Raw genomic sequence first — 14,973 nt, forward strand, 5'->3', positions numbered from 1 at the left:
TCCCTGCGTCACGAGCCCGGCGTAGCCCTCTCATCATGGTCGACGCTCCACTTCCATCCTGTTCGCCGCGCGGCAAATGATCCACGAGCCTGCGGCGTACCCAGCAAGGGGATTACCCGCCGAGGCCGAGTCGACGTTAAGCCAAAGGATCGCCTTATTGGATGAGAAGAAGGCCGACGACGGGGAACGACGAACGATTTGCAGCGAAGCTGAGAAAGCCTCACGCCACCTGGTCGATATGGTCGAGCCTGACCGTGTTCGCAGGATGAGCTGGCTCTCTGTGAGCGTATGCTAATTGGCGCACAAGAGGCGGGCCGAGCAAGGGAACCGAGCTTTGCCACTTTTTCCCGTATTCTTACGGACGCGTTAACCATTCTTAGGTATGCGCGCGATTTGCATTTTGTGCCAAAGTGTACGTATCAGGATTTTGCCAACAACCTTCCTGGGGCTAGAGCAAGCGCCGCTCGCATGTATTTTAAGCGGGCGGCGTTGCGTTGAATCCTTACAAAAATTGGCTCCGCACTTGGGGTTAATCCGCCCTCTCCGCGGCGCGCTTCCTAATAAGGATCAATCGCCCGCTCACCGCTGCCTCAGTCCGCCCGAGCTTCTGAGCGATCTCGCGCTGCGTGAGGCCTGTTTCTCGAACCAATTGCAGTAGTCGCTGTTCGTCCGCTGCGGACCACGCGGGCATTGGAAACTCCCCAAAATTGTTCCGTCCTGAAATGTCGGAGAGGATCGCAGATATTGGCTAGCCTGTCTGTCCGGTTTTTCACCGGGCTCTAATCTGTCGCAGGGCGTGTCCTTGCCACAACGAGCACGAGTAGAGCGCTATCCGTATCCAGGCCCCGTGTCCTGATTTGATTCTTGGCGTGTCCTAGTTCGGATTAGACGAACGGGATGTGCTCAGCCCATCTTTTCCATCGGTCGCCGTCTGTTGTCATAGCTTGTTCCCGTCAGGTTCCCCATGAGATGATCCCCGCCTCTTGCGGGGAGGCCTTCCATGAAGAACATGCAGGCGCGCTTGGAAAAACTTCGGATCGAGGCGGAAGAGTGTGAGCTAATCAGCAAGCTGGCGACCAGTCCGACTAAGAAAGAGCTATTCGCCAAGCTGGCAGCTCATCATCGGACACTGACCGATGAGGTCGAGCGGACGATAAGAGCAACAAAGCCTTAGTTCCCTTAACAACATAGGATGCATCGGCGCATTGTCTGCGTCACGCTGTCGGCTGGGAGACCGAGCGCGCGCCCGCTGCCGAAGCAATAAGCGCGGCCATGGCCGACACCGATCGCGCTTCGCGCGTGCACCATGAGGCTTTCCAAGATTACGTAGGGCGCGTTTGTGAGCTGATCTCGCGGGCTGCGGAATTACTTAGAGTGCCAGGCCGGACGCCTTCATCGGCCGCAAGACGCGGGAGCCTTCCCTCCAAGGAGGAGGAGCAACTCACCAATTGGAGCGCTCGTCCGCCTGCTGCTAAATGAGAGCATGGATGACTTATTGAAACCGGCCGATCAGTTGATGCTTGGAAGGCGCCGGTCTGTACAGCTCAAGCTGGCTAAATGATCTCGAAATACCGCCGGCGTTCAAAGTCTGTGACCCGATGTTGAACGGCCTCCCATTCCCAACGGCGGGAGCAAGAAAACGCTTCAACAAACCTTTCACCGAAGACATCATTGGCTGCCGGAGACTGTGCAAACCGATATGTTGCCTCTGCCAAGCTTTGAGGCAGCCTCCCAGACGGAAGGCAGGCCTCCGCGCTTGCATCACCGACGATCGAAGCCGGGAGCGCCGCGTTTGTCTCGATACCCAATATGCCGGAACCGATGGCACATGCGAGGGCAAGATATGGGTTCAGGTCTGCACCGGGCAGCCTGTATTCGAGACGATGTGCAGACGGGTCTCCCGGAATGACGCGTACCGCGCAGGATCGGTTGTCGATTCCCCAGCTCGGATAGATTGGTGCCCAACAACCAGGTACCAATCTCTTGTAGCTATTGAAATTCGGCACAGCGAGCACACAGAAATCATTCATGTATTTCAATTGTCCGCCGATGAATTGCCTCATGAGCTTCGAGACGTTGCGAAACGCCTCACTATCGTAAAACACATTCTGACCATCTGCGGACATCGAGACGTGAATATGGCCGGACTGGCCCGGCCAATTCTCTGAAACCTTGGCCATGAATGTAGCCATCATGCCGCGCGTCTGCGCCCAGGCCTTTATCATCGACTTGAATATGATTGCTCGATCGGCGGCTTCCAGGGCATCACAATGACGAAGTGACGCTTCAATCACGCCTGGTCCCGTTTCAAAGTGCAGCCCGCTGAGAGGGATTCTGGACTTCTCACAAAGCGCCAGGATCTCACCGAACAGCTCCCTGTGCGCGACAGACCGCGCAATCGAGTAGCCGAATGGGCCCCGCGTCAAAGGAGCCCATTGGCCGAACGGCTTGTCTTCAATTATGTCGGCGTTCTCCTTGAACAGCATAAACTCAAACTCGAACCCGGCGCTGCAGCTGTATCCGCGGTCGGCAACCCTTTGCAGGACTTTACGCAGAATACCGCGCGGGCAGACGCTCTCATGTGCGCCCGCAAACTCAGCCAGATAGAGATATTGATCGCCGGCATAAGACACCGAACGGCCGGTGCCGGACAGAACGCGCAGATCGGCGTCCCCAAATACTGACTGCGGCTCTTGCGTGAAGCCCGCCGGAATGACGCGGTCCGAACAATCCCACGCGAGCACCGCTTCAGAGAACTTGATGACCTTATTCCCGACGGAAAGATCTTCACCCAGGACGTGTTTGCCTCGAAGGATGCCATCGAAGTCGCTCACACCGATCATCGCCGCAGCGGCTGAATTCGTGCAACTGTCGCAGATGCCGGTCATTGGTTCGCTTCCTGCGGCACCAAATCGAACACCTGGTCCATCCGCATCGCACGCAGTTGGCGATAATCTTCCTCAAGCTGTATCAGGTCGTTGTTCACGAGATACACAATGCCTGGCGTCGACGCCAAGTCGATCGTCGGAACCAGGTTTTGCCCTATCGGAACGAACGCAATGGCATCCGCGAAGCTCGGCAGCTTGCCGATCGCATCGAGTCCGGGATAGCCGGCAACAACACCGCCCATGTCGGAGATCAGCGAGACGCACAGTGCATGAGCCTGCCGCTTGTAAACCCCGCGTCGCCTCATATACCCAGCAAAGCCTTTGGGATCTGCGTAACGCCACGCGGTGAGCGTCAAATGGTTATGGCCCAACGCCATCGTCCTGGCTTTTGCCGACATGGTTCCTTGCAGCCTCGCTCCGAAGTCGACCAGAACCGGTCCCCGATCATCGACGATGATCTCGGCATGAGCAGGTCCGTCGGTGATCCGAAGCGCCCGCAGCGCACGTTCAAGGTAGTCGGATAGTTCAAGAACGATTGGCTCCTTACCTCCCAATAACCGCTCGAGTGAGCAGACCGAAGACGCGCCCTCAATAGGAACAGTGTCATAGGTCCAGGCCTCCGTGACGAAGGTCTCGCCGTCGATCGAGACGGCATTTACGGTATATTGCTGGCCGTTGATTTTCTCCTGTCCAAGCGCCAATTGATTGAGCGTTCCGACACGGTTCGTCTTACCGACGATCGCGGTTACAGCGCGCTGAATATCGGCATCCGTCGAGCAAAAGAACACGTCCTCCGTGCCTGTGCTGTTCAGCGGCTTGATCACAAGCTCATCGAAGGTCTCTTGACGCTTCCATCTTGCGATCACTTCAGCATTGTCGGACACCACTTGTCTGATCGATCGCACGCCTGCTGAGGCCAACGCTTCAGACAGGCGCGATTTGTCCCGTCGGGCGGCCGAAAGGGCGGTGCCATTTGAAGGCAAGCCCAGCCGCTCCGAGATCGAATCGGCCAGCTCAACTCCTGTCTCGCACCCCGCTATGACGAACTCCAGCTCCCTGCCCTGGAGAGCCCGAAGATGATATTCAACGATCTCGTCGTACCCCATGCGCTCGGGCGGGCGAATGACTTCATCATACAGATTAGCATTGAAATGCGATTGAAAGATCGACGGAATCTGTGCAGCCGACATCACATGCACTGTTGAAATTCCATACCGCTTGAACTCTTCCGGCAAGAAGCGGCCGGTCGAATATGCGTCGACGATTACACAGTTTCGCTCGTTCATGCGGACCTCCGGTACTGCAAACAGACGTTGCCGACGGCAACAGCCGTGATGAGAACATTTCCAACGAACGTATGCGGCGAAGGCACGATACGAGAATCGAAGTACTGGAACAGAAACGTGATGACAGGAGCGGTGGACAGGACCATGTTGACCGTGAAGGGCTCGACGCGGCGAATACCCTCCTGGAACAAGAGCAATGGAACGATGATCGTGGATAGCCCAATCGTTGCGATCGCAAGCCAATGTTGCGAGATCTCGAGCACGATGGAGGAATGGTCGACCAGTCCCAGCAGCAAAAGGATCGTTCCGTAAAAACGATGCGCCAACACCTGTCGACCCGAAAATCCGCGGTCGAATAGCAGCTTGACGAGTATATTTGTAAGAGCGAGCGATAGGCCGGCCACGATTGCCAAGACGATGCCGAAGGACGATCGAGCTCCCCACTCCACGCCAGCGTTGCCGGTTGCCGAGATCCATATCATGTAACTTCCAACTGCCGCGATCGTCACGCTCACGACGATATCGGATGCTGGAGGAACGCCCTGGCGCCTGATCAGCGCGTTTAACCACACCGTCGCAGCGGGTCCTAGCGCCACCATGAACGCGACGACGATCGCCGGTTCGGTGTATTTCAGGCCGATAAACAACCCGATCCAACTGATCGCGGTCACGACATTGAGCGACACGAACACCAGGAGCGCCGACTTCGCAACCCGTGCCGTTTCTCTCTCGTGACCTGCCAGCAGATTAAATGTCAGACAGACCGCGGCAAAGGACACGAGGAGAGCGACGAACGCATCCGCCCGCTGAAAATACGATGCCGCATAAACTTCGCCTGCCGCGCTCAGGACGACATAGAGCGCTACAAAGAGAACTCCCAGAGCGAAGCGTCTTGTCAATCGCCCACCCGTCCTCTGCGGGCGGGGCGGCGCGGCCCGCCCCCCGGACCACGCTTGTCCACCAGTTCCGGAAGACTCGCCTTTCGACCTGGGCGGACCGCGCTTGGTTTGAAACGTCACAATCCGCCTCTAATGTTTCTTTGTTTGGTAGTACGCAACACACGCCTCTCCAAAAGCCGTGAACAGTCGCTGGCTCAGGAGATCAGTTGAGGCGTGCCATTCGGGGTGCCATTGCACACCGATTTGCAACGTCGGCGCGCCGATGACCGAAGCCGCTTCGACCAGTCCGTCAGGCGCCCATGCCTCGCGCCTCAGTGCGGCGGCAAGCAGCTCGATGCCTTGATTATGCAGGGAGTTCACTTGCGCTTCGATGGCGCGCACGATCGGAAAGAGCGCACCATCAGGAGATATCCTCACGCTGTGCGCGGCATCGTACTGACGGTCTCTTGGACGATCTGGTTTCTCGGCATGCATCAGGCCACTTCCCAGTCTCCACTCAGCAAGCGATGGATGGAGAGTGCCGCCAAAATAGACGTTGAGCTCCTGAAGCCCGCGGCAGATGCCCAAGATCGGCATTCCGAGCGCGATGGCGCTCCCAATGGCTACCGCAGAGAGCCTATCCCGCGGGCGGTCACGAATTCCACCATCAACGTCCTGTTGGTCAGCCGGCGGAAGTGATGCAGGTGCCTTCAAGACGGCAGGGTCAATATTCGATTCATCCCCTGTCAAAACCAGACCGTCGAGCGCGCCCATGATCGCCAGGCCGACCTCTAGCCTCACATCTTCCGCGTCGATCGTCGGCAATATGACGCATGCCACGCCCGCATGATGAAGGAGGGCCTTGAGGTATTTTTGCCGTAGCCAGTCGCGATGCACACCATCGACCAAAAGACGGTTCGAGGTGACGCCGACCACGGCGCGAGCGTTGTCTGAGCGTTGCAATGTCACGCCACGTGCCCCTTCGCATGGGCATCAGCAAGCGATTGCTCATACAAGCGTCGATTTCGCTCCTTCAACTGAGTTATGACACTGGGTTGACCTTGCGGCCCCTTGACGAAGAGCCCTCCCCAGCTCGCGGCAACCTTTGCGTAACCCGGATCCTGCATCCGGATCTTCTGGGCCTTGTGCAACAGCCAGAATGGGATACCCGGCGAGAGGTGATGCTCGAGGTGATACTCGTCCAGGTTTTGTCCAAGGATCGCCCGCTCCAGGAAATTGCCTTTCCGATTCCTGGTTAGATAGACGTTCTTCGTTTCGCTCTCGCACATCGGCGAGTGCTCGGCGAGCTCGACAAACCAGCCAAGAACCTGAAACGTTGTGAGATAGGGGACGATCCAAAACAGGATCACGATGTGGAGCAGCCCAAGAGCGTATGATCCGGCCAGGATGCCGATCCAGAAGAGGTAAAAGCCATACTTGTCGACAAGTATGCTTGACCGGCTCTGGTCCTCGGAATCTGTGATCGAAAACCGGTTGGTCCAGAGATACTTCAGGTAGGCCAGTGTCGCGCCACCAAATATCGGCTTCCAGATGATATTGAAGGCGTACCGCTTGGGAGGCTGGACGTCGTAAACACCATTGGCCATGAAGAACTTCAGGTCGGGATCCTTCTCCGGGTCGCCGAGATACGGATGATGCAGATAGACGTGCGAGATCCGGTAGGCCCAGTGGCGCTGGAACAGGGGATAGGCCGCGAACAGAATGCCGAGGACGTAGTTCCAGGTCGTGTTCTTCGCGAGCGTACGGTGAGCCGCATCATGAGCGATCGTCGTCAGGCCGCGCTGGTAGGCACCGATCAGAAGAACGGCGAGCGGGTACAGCCACCAGGAGACGCAGAGCGTCGCGAGCGTGCAAGCGGCAATTACAGCGTAATCCTTGGCGATGTAGATCGCTCCCATCACATTGTCCGGCCTCAGCTCGGACAATTGCTTATTGATCTCCCGGCTGAACTGAACAGCCTCATAACGAGACGACCTCAGTTTCCAAGCGTCTGCCTGATTCATGAGAACCTCCTCCTGATCGCCTTACAAGTTGTCAGATTGCGGAAAGCGCCCTGTCCAGATCGCGCACGATGTCGTCGACATCTTCGATGCCCACGCAAAGTCGGATCGAGCCGCCAAATATGCCGGCGGCTTCGCGCTTCTCCCGCGGAACAGTGGTGTGGGTGGTCGAAACAGGATGCGTTACGAGCGTACGGGCGTCCCCGACATTCGAGACGTGATACATCAGGTCGACATTCTGGATGAATTTCCGCCCGGCCTGCTCGTCCTCAACTTCGAACATGACCATCGCGCCGTGTCCGTATGCGGGATTGAGTGTCTGGTCGACAGTTTCCCGATCGGCTCCCTCGAACAGCCCCGGGTAGAAGACGCGGCGCACTTTTGGATGCTCCTTAAGAACGTCGGCCACGATCCTGGCGTTTGCGCAGTGCTGCTTCATGCGAAGGGGCAGCGTTTCAAGGCCTTGGATCAGCTGAAAGCTCGCAAAGGGGGCAATGGCCGCGCCAGTATCGCGCAACCAGGTCATGCGAGCCTTCAAGAGAACCTCGCTTTTTCCGAGATCGTCGACATCTTGCAGCGCGTTGCGCCAGATGATCCCGCCATGCGCCTCGTCAGGACTGTTGAACAAGGGAAAGCGAGAGGCGCCGCGGTAGCTGAACTTGCCGTTGTCAACGATCAGACCGCCCAGCGTTGTGCCATGGCCGCATATGTATTTCGTAGCGGAGTAGGTCGTAATCGCAGCACCGAGATCTGACGGCCGACATACCAGCGGGGTCGTCGTATTATCCACCACCAACGGAACGCCGTGCTTTCGGCCGATCTCAGCCAGCTGTTTGACCGGAAGCGGAATCAGGCAAGGATTTGAAATCACCTCTCCGAACAGGCAGATCGTGCGATCATCGATGGCACGTTCGAAGGTCTCGGGCCTTCGGGGGTCTGCCGTTCTGACGCTGATACCAAGACGCTTCAGCGTGTTATGGAGCAGATTCCACGTGTTGCCATAGAGATACGGTGAGGCGACGATATTGTCCCCCACCTCGCCGCTTGACAGGTTGACGATGGCAAGGAAGGTTGCCGCTTGACCTGATGCGACGGCGAGCGAGTCGCTTCCCATGTCGACCGCGGCATACCTTTTTTCCAGCGCGCGGGTCGTCGGGTTGATGATCCTCGTATAGGTGAATCCATCAGCCTTGACGTTATAGACGTCCGCAATGTGATTCAGATCGCCATCAAGTTCGTAAGCCGTGTTCTGATAGATCGGCACTGCGACAGCTTTCGTCACCGGATCGCGTCGGTAGCCGGCGTGCAGAACAGCAGTTTCGGCAGAGAACGGCAGCTGCGAGTCCTTTGCGAAGGACGATGACATCTCGACCCCACGCTCGCAGGCCTGGCGGGTTGACGGCGTCCCCATGGATGAAGCCGGGCCGGACCGAAAATATGTACGAAAGGCGCACCCCAACTGCTCGATCCAACTGGGCTGGATCTCGCCAATGCAGCCGACCCGAAAACTCCGCGTCGCAAGATGCAGCTTCGAGTAGATATAAAGATTGTGGGCCGCCAAGTGACGATATAGCCCATCGAAGCCTGCCTGATCCGCGATTCCGGACGGCGCCCTGAACGCGACGCAGACCGGAGACTGCAATTCGGCGGATAGCAGCGGAGACACTACCCCTTCGAGTTCTTGGACGAGATCGTCTCTGACCTTCTCATACCTGCGGCGCCTGGCATCAATGCCCTCCCCCTCCAGAATCTCCAAAGCCTTCGTTGTTGCCTGAACGATGTGGGTGGGTGGGGTCGATCGCCACTCTCCGGTACGCTCGAGCGAGAGCCATTGGTCTCTCACGTCGAGCACAAATGACCTTGGTTCTTGAACCGCTTTTTCCAGCAGCTCGCGAGACGCGATGACAAAAGCTACTCCTGGCGGCCCTTCGATGCACTTATTGCTCGATGTGACCAGGACATCCGGTCCACCACGGCTTAGGTCGATGTCAATCGCGCCAAAAGAGCTCATGCCGTCGACGATCGTCTTCACACCACGCCGCCTCGCCTCCTCTATGATCGCGTCAACCGGATTGACGATTCCGGTTGTTGTCTCGCAATGCACAAGACATAGGTGAGTAACGCCGGGATTTCGGCTCAGCTGCTCGGCAACTTCCTGGGGCTCCAGGGGCTCGGTCGCTCGCTTGACAAGCTTCAGCGCTTCGACGCCCCACAGCCGCAGAATCTTGAAAATGCGCTCGCCATAGATGCCGTTTATGCAAACGAGCGGCTTGTCGTTCCTGGACACGAATGAAGAGAGCGCGGCTTCCATTGCAAAGGACCCGCCCCCCTGAATGGGGACCACCGAATAGTCCTTGGCACCTCCCAGCAGATTGAGCATCAGCCGCCTCATGCGGGCGGTCACTTCCTTGAACTCACCATCGCGCGATGCGAGGTCGAGCAGCATCTGGCTCCTGACCGCCAGCGACAGCGACAATGGACCAGGCGTCAGCAGAGAGCGTTGTCTAGTCACACCAATTCCCCTTAAACCGTATTCGTCGATGGATCTGAAGCGCGATGATGCGACCTCACCCCCTTGGGCGCAGGCTTTCTCGATTCATCTGCTGCTGGGAGAAACACCATAGGCGCGGGCAAGCATCGCCAGCAGCCCACCACATCATGCATGCAAGGATTTGAGCGCCATCGCATTGCTAGCTAGGCGTCGATCGGTTTACGCCAAACCGTGCATTCAGGCGAACGTTGAGGTTCGGACGAACGTGCACATCGGGTCCATCGCGTGCGGATATCGATCCGCGCCTGACGGACATGATGCGTTCCGTTGCTGATGAGCCTGATCCTGCGTGAGCCTGAGACTTGGGACATTCGCATACTGTCACTCGTTGGAGAATTCGGGACGTTGACGACCTTTGCCGTCCATTTTCAGATCGTACAACTTGACGTTAGGTGCGTTTCAACCCTCTCCCGAACTCTTCTCGTGTGAATTTTTTCTGACGTGCACCTCCAAAAGGAGCGATAAGCCAACTCGAGCGGCTGAACGATGTGATTTGCGGCAAGCGAGCTCGGAGTTTTCATAGTTCGACGTCAGGATCGTCCCGCAGTCCATCATCACGGCGGTGGGCGTGTCGTGGTTGACGGCTGATCCAGAGTGTCGCCGCGGGGAGTGCGCCGTCGTGGAGCTCGAATGCTCAACTCGATCGCGGAGCAGCTCAACGGCTTGCGGACCGATGAGCCTGCCCGCAGTCATGAGGCGTTTGACCTCGACGGCTAGCTCCTTCGAGCCGTTCTGCTCGGTTGGCTCCTCTGCTAGATCTGCCAAATGTCGAGCGCACTCTCGATCCGGCGTCCGGCTCGAGGCCGGTGTCGCTCAAGCTCAAGACAGAGCGTCGAAAATGCCGGAAATCGAGCCAGCGATAGCCTCGCCCTTAGCGTCTACCCCCTCGCTGGGGCCGTTAGCGGCCTTGGGTCGAGTTTTTCCCCACGAGAACTGACGCCAGCAAGCTGCAGGCTCATTGAGGAGGTGAGCGGTCCGGCATGAATTGAGTGTGGGGGGCGACCCGCGTCGCGAGCCTGTCCCGCGGCTTTCGCATTGTCCCCTGCCGGCCCGCCTCGTGCAGACATGTTCACAGCCAGCCCCGCAGACGGCCCTTTGAAGCTCGCGCGCAGGTGAGGGATACGGCCCAAACTGAAGACAGCGCGCCGGAGGGTAGGCCTAGCGCCCGAGCGTCGGGACAGGCTGCTCCTGCTTCCCAAGTCAATGTACTGGCAAACAATTGCGCCGGATGCGGCTAGACCCGGAGGAACGAGTTGCCCTTCTTCATCGTGCGCGAGAGATCGAAGCTGGATGTCCGAGACGCCGGCAGCTCGGTTACGAGAGCCTAGGCATGACGCTAGTCGGACGCGCGGGAAACGGCATCAAGCGAAACTTCAAGCTACTGGAAGTCGGACTTCCTCTCTGGCCTTTGTCCTGGCGTCATAGATTCTGACCTGGAGCATGGGACGGCGCTTCTTGAGCTCCTGGGCTCCTGCGAAGGCCCCATCCCTGGTTGCGAATTCGGTTTTCAATTGACCGTCGATTTCGAGCACATAACCAGAAGCGGGCAATCGACGTGTGGACGCAACCATTTTGTTCCTTTGGAGCCTGAGTCTGATTGATGCCTTTGCTTAACCTGAGTCGCCGTGGCCGGGCCAGCAGGTTAGTGGGGGGCATCTCCTGCTATCGATGGTGCGATGCGAGGTGACAGGTTTGACGAACACTAACGGCCAAGAATTGCGCGAGCCATCAACACATCGATCACGGCCTGGGCCATTTGCTCAGGTGTCTGCTCCATGGTCCTGAGATGAATTTCGGGTCTTATCGGCGCTTCATAGGACGCATCGATGCCGGTGAAGTTCTTGATCTTACCGGACTTCGCCTTTGAATAAAGACCTTTGGGATCGCGACGCGCGCATTCTTCGATCGGCGTATCGACAAAGACTTCGACAAACTCCTCCTTGCTGACCAGACTGCGCACCATGTCTCGTTCGCTCCTGTGGGGCGAGATGAACGAACAAATTACGATCAAGCCACTGTCCGCCATCAGCTTGGCAGCCTCCCCGGCGCGCCGAATGTTTTCCATGCGGTCGACCTCGGAGAAGCCGAGGTCCGCATTTAATCCGTGCCGCAGGTTGTCCCCATCCAGCAGCATGGCATGCCGGGACATTGCGAACAGCTTTTGATCGACGATGTTGGCAATCGTCGATTTTCCTGCGCCGGACAGGCCGGTGAACCAAATGATGCAGGGCTTCTGGTTCTTGAGGTCGGCCCGCTCCTTCCGTCCCACTGCAACGGGTTGCCAAGCGACGTTGGTCGCCCGCCGCAGTGGACATGCGATCATCCCGGCCGCGACCGTACGGTTTGTATACCGGTCGATGACGATAAATGATCCGGTCTTGCGATTGGCCTCGTAAGGATCGAACGCCGCAGGCCGGGTGGTTGATATATTGCAAAAGCCGATCTCGTTAAGGCCAAGCGTCCCGGCTGACAGGTGCTCCCGTGTATTGACGTCGATCCGATGATTGATCGCGGTAATGCTGCCGGCTATGGTCTGCGATCCAATGCGCAGAATGTAATTGCGCCCGACAACGAGCTGGTCCTCATCCATCCAGATCAGATGAGCGGCGAATTGGTCGGCGAGCTCCGGCCGCTCGGTCGGACGTGCCAGGAGATCGCCACGGCCGATATCGATTTCGTCTTCAATGGTGATCGTGATTGCATCGCCGGCCTCGGCGCAGGACAGACCGCCGCCCTGCGTCACAATCCGCCTGACGCGCGTGGTCCGTCCAGACGCTGCGACGACGATGTCGTCGCCCACCGAGATGCTTCCCGAAGCCACGGACCCGGCGTAGCCGCGGAAATCCAGGTCCGGCCGGTTCACCCACTGTACTGGAAAGCGGAAGGCCTGCCCGGAGCTGTCGCACCGGATATCAATACTCTCCAACTGGCCGAGCAGGCAGGGACCATCGTACCAGTGAGTGTTGCCGGAGCGGTCGACGACATTGTCGCCGTACCTGGCAGAGATCGGGATCGGAACGATCGATTCGAAGCCAAGATCGCTGGCAAAGGCCACATAGTCGGCGACGATCCGATCAAAGCTCTCTTTGCTGTAGTGGACGAGGTCGATCTTGTTCACTGCCAGGACGAGATGGCGGATACCAAGGAGCGAACAGATGAACGAGTGGCGCTTGGTTTGAACCAGCACGCCCTTGCGGGCATCGATGAGGATGATAGCGAGCTGGGCGTTTGAGGCGCCCGTTGCCATGTTGCGAGTATACTGCTCGTGGCCGGGCGTATCTGCCACCATAAAAGAGCGCCGTTCCGTCGCAAAGAAACGATAAGCCACATCGATCGTGATGCCTTGCTCTCGCTCGGCTTCAAGCCCGTCGACGAGCAGCGCGAAATCGATCTCACGGCCGGTCGTGCCGTGCTTGGCGCTGTCCCGTTCCAGCGCCGTCATCTGATCATGGTAGATCATCTTGCTGTCGTGCAGCAGCCGGCCGATCAGTGTCGACTTCCCGTCATCCACCGAACCGCACGTGATGAATCGCAGCTGATCCTTTGGCTTGGCCTGGACAGACTCCGTTATCGCCTTGACAAGCATCAAAAGTAGCCTTCCCGCTTCTTTTTCTCCATCGAAGCGGCTTCATCGGCATCAATCAAGCGCCCCTGGCGCTCCGACACCGTCGCAGTCTGCATCTCTGCGACGATGTCTTCGATCGTCGTCGCGTCGGATTCAATAGCCCCGCTCAACGGATAGCAGCCCAGCGTGCGGAAACGGATCATCCGCATTTGTGGCGTCTCGCCAGACCGAAGCGGCAATCGCTTGTCGTCGATCATGATCGTCGCGCCATTTCGACGCACGATCGGTCTTTGCTTGGCGAAGTAGAGCGGGACGACCGGGATCTTCTCGCACATAATGTATTCCCACACGTCGAGCTCAGTCCAGTTTGACATCGCAAAAACGCGCATGGTTTCGCCCTGGCGAATCCGCGTATTGAACAGGTTCCAGAGCTCCGGCCGCTGATTGCGGGGGTCCCAGACGTGCCCGGACGAACGGAAGGAGAGTATCCGTTCTTTTGCGCGGCTCTTCTCCTCATCACGCCGGGCGCCGCCAAAGGCGGCATCGAATTCGTGGAGGTCGAGCGCCTGCTTCAGGGCGTCGGTCTTCATCACCCGGGTATGAAGCGCGGAGCCGGAGTCGATCGGATTGATCCCGCGCGCGATGCCCTCCTCGTTTACATGGACGATCAGGTCGAGGCCGAGGCGCTTGGCTGTCGCGTCCCGGAAGCTGATCATCTCACGAAACTTCCAGGTCGTGTCGACGTGAAGCAGGGGAAACGGGAGCTTTGCGGGATAGAAGGCCTTGATCGCAATATGCAGCATCACGCTCGAGTCTTTTCCGATCGAGTAGAGCATGACCGGCTTTTTGAACTCGGCGACCACGTCACGCATGATTTCGATCGATTCAGCTTCGAGACGGCGCAGATGTTTCGGCAGCATGTGTCTTCTACGATGCGGGATCTTTAGTTCGTTCAGTACCGCGTTTGCCTTGCGATAGGCCCGATAGGCGTTGCAGCGATCGGCTGCCTGCCATAGCGCATCGGCGTCCACCGGGTCAAACAGCGGATAGCGTCCATCCTTCGTTCGGCGTCTGCCAGCAACCAATCGAAGCGCGGCTGGACACGCGAGCCGGCGGACTTACTTCCGCTTGCCAGCTAGACAACGAGCTCGATAAGGCAGGCAGCACATTTTGACCATAGTCCTGGGAGGATCATCGCTCGTGATTGTTGCTCCCCTCCTTGAGCCGCACAATCTCGCCCCGCAGCGCCTCGATAACGGCGTCGCGATGCCGAACGGCCTCTTGCAGTGCACCTCGATCCGATTCCGAAGCCAAGAGTGCCATGCGCAACTGCGCCTCCATCGAACTCGTCAGCTCCTGATTTTGGTCGAAGTCGGTTCCGGATAGATGCTGCGCATCGTGCCCTGTGGACGCATTTGGTGTGGAGCATGAGTTCTCGATTGGCCGCCGAATGCCAGGGGGTTGGCTGAAATGCTCGACCATGCCCGTTCCTTGCTGAGGCGCAGATCCCACCACATTCGAAATATCTGACGATATAGCTCGGTGACCTCGCGCCCTTTATCAACCACTCCGGCTTGTTGTGCGTGCCGCAATTCCGCTTCATATCCGAGCTGTATCATCAGCTCGACGCCGATCAGATCGGTTATCGTTTGCATCTCTTCGACGCTCAATTGGACCTGCCACGCGTCGACAGACTTCTCATCGACGTGTTCGCCGTCAGGGCCTGTGAGACAAACAGGGGGATTTTGCGGAGGGAGGATTTCTGGTTCATCGTAGCCACCAGG

General features: G+C 58.0%; 9 protein-coding genes and 1 pseudogene. 1 reads left to right on the forward strand and 9 read right to left on the reverse strand.

Features of this window, described 5'->3' with window-relative positions; genetic code table 11:
- The first annotated feature begins 1,000 nt into the window (after positions 1–1,000).
- Complete coding sequence (locus tag QJT82_RS43350; RefSeq protein ID WP_018270245.1) at positions 1,001–1,174, forward strand: hypothetical protein; 174 nt, start codon at positions 1,001–1,003, stop codon at positions 1,172–1,174.
- A gap of 379 nt (positions 1,175–1,553) precedes the next feature.
- Here QJT82_RS43350 and QJT82_RS43355 read toward each other — a convergent pair whose 3' ends face one another.
- The 9 genes and pseudogenes from QJT82_RS43355 to QJT82_RS43395 all read right to left on the reverse strand — a co-directional run.
- Positions 1,554–2,888, reverse strand: coding sequence for a glutamine synthetase (locus QJT82_RS43355; RefSeq protein ID WP_016841940.1), 1,335 nt, complete (start codon positions 2,886–2,888; stop codon positions 1,554–1,556).
- Positions 2,885–4,174 (reverse strand): hypothetical protein, encoded by a 1,290-nt coding sequence (locus QJT82_RS43360; RefSeq protein WP_016841941.1) that lies wholly within the window; start codon positions 4,172–4,174, stop codon positions 2,885–2,887. Before QJT82_RS43360 ends, QJT82_RS43355 begins: the two co-directional genes overlap by 4 nt.
- Positions 4,171–5,073 carry a DMT family transporter gene (locus QJT82_RS43365; RefSeq protein ID WP_172648453.1) on the reverse strand — a complete coding sequence of 301 codons (903 nt, stop codon included), beginning with the start codon at positions 5,071–5,073 and terminating at the stop codon, positions 4,171–4,173. Before QJT82_RS43365 ends, QJT82_RS43360 begins: the two co-directional genes overlap by 4 nt.
- A 129-nt stretch (positions 5,074–5,202) precedes the next feature.
- Entirely contained in the window at positions 5,203–6,021 is an 819-nt protein-coding gene (locus tag QJT82_RS43370) for a gamma-glutamyl-gamma-aminobutyrate hydrolase family protein (RefSeq protein ID WP_016841943.1), read from the reverse strand.
- Positions 6,018–7,076, reverse strand: coding sequence for a dhydrorhizobitoxine desaturase (gene rtxC / locus QJT82_RS43375; RefSeq protein WP_016841944.1), 1,059 nt, complete (start codon positions 7,074–7,076; stop codon positions 6,018–6,020). The genes QJT82_RS43370 and rtxC overlap by 4 nt, the downstream gene beginning before the upstream one ends.
- A gap of 31 nt (positions 7,077–7,107) precedes the next feature.
- Positions 7,108–9,585, reverse strand: a complete 2,478-nt coding sequence (locus QJT82_RS43380) for a 2-aminoethylphosphonate--pyruvate transaminase (protein ID WP_210199797.1) — start codon at positions 9,583–9,585, stop codon at positions 7,108–7,110.
- Between the two features lie 1,741 nt (positions 9,586–11,326).
- Entirely contained in the window at positions 11,327–13,210 is a 1,884-nt protein-coding gene (gene cysN / locus QJT82_RS43385; RefSeq protein WP_028343695.1) for a sulfate adenylyltransferase subunit CysN, read from the reverse strand.
- Positions 13,210–14,109, reverse strand: a complete 900-nt coding sequence (cysD, locus tag QJT82_RS43390) for a sulfate adenylyltransferase subunit CysD (protein WP_035632909.1) — start codon at positions 14,107–14,109, stop codon at positions 13,210–13,212. The genes cysN and cysD overlap by 1 nt, the downstream gene beginning before the upstream one ends.
- A gap of 429 nt (positions 14,110–14,538) precedes the next feature.
- A pseudogene (locus tag QJT82_RS43395) lies at positions 14,539–14,973 on the reverse strand (hypothetical protein); the annotation flags it as partial.

The sequence above is a fragment of the Bradyrhizobium sp. Mp19 genome, assembly GCF_029952935.1.
GTDB lineage: Bacteria > Pseudomonadota > Alphaproteobacteria > Rhizobiales > Xanthobacteraceae > Bradyrhizobium > Bradyrhizobium elkanii.

Bases quoted from the DNA above. Each gene is read 5' to 3' on its own strand.
- QJT82_RS43350 (WP_018270245.1), top strand. From the start codon at position 1,001: ATGAAGAACATGCAGGCGCGCTTGGAAAAACTTCGGATCGAGGCGGAA.
- QJT82_RS43355 (WP_016841940.1), bottom strand. From the start codon at position 2,888: ATGACCGGCATCTGCGACAGTTGCACGAATTCAGCCGCTGCGGCGATG.
- QJT82_RS43360 (WP_016841941.1), bottom strand. From the start codon at position 4,174: ATGAACGAGCGAAACTGTGTAATCGTCGACGCATATTCGACCGGCCGC.
- rtxC (WP_016841944.1), bottom strand. From the start codon at position 7,076: ATGAATCAGGCAGACGCTTGGAAACTGAGGTCGTCTCGTTATGAGGCT.
- cysN (WP_028343695.1), bottom strand. From the start codon at position 13,210: ATGCTTGTCAAGGCGATAACGGAGTCTGTCCAGGCCAAGCCAAAGGAT.
- cysD (WP_035632909.1), bottom strand. From the start codon at position 14,109: ATGCTGCCGAAACATCTGCGCCGTCTCGAAGCTGAATCGATCGAAATC.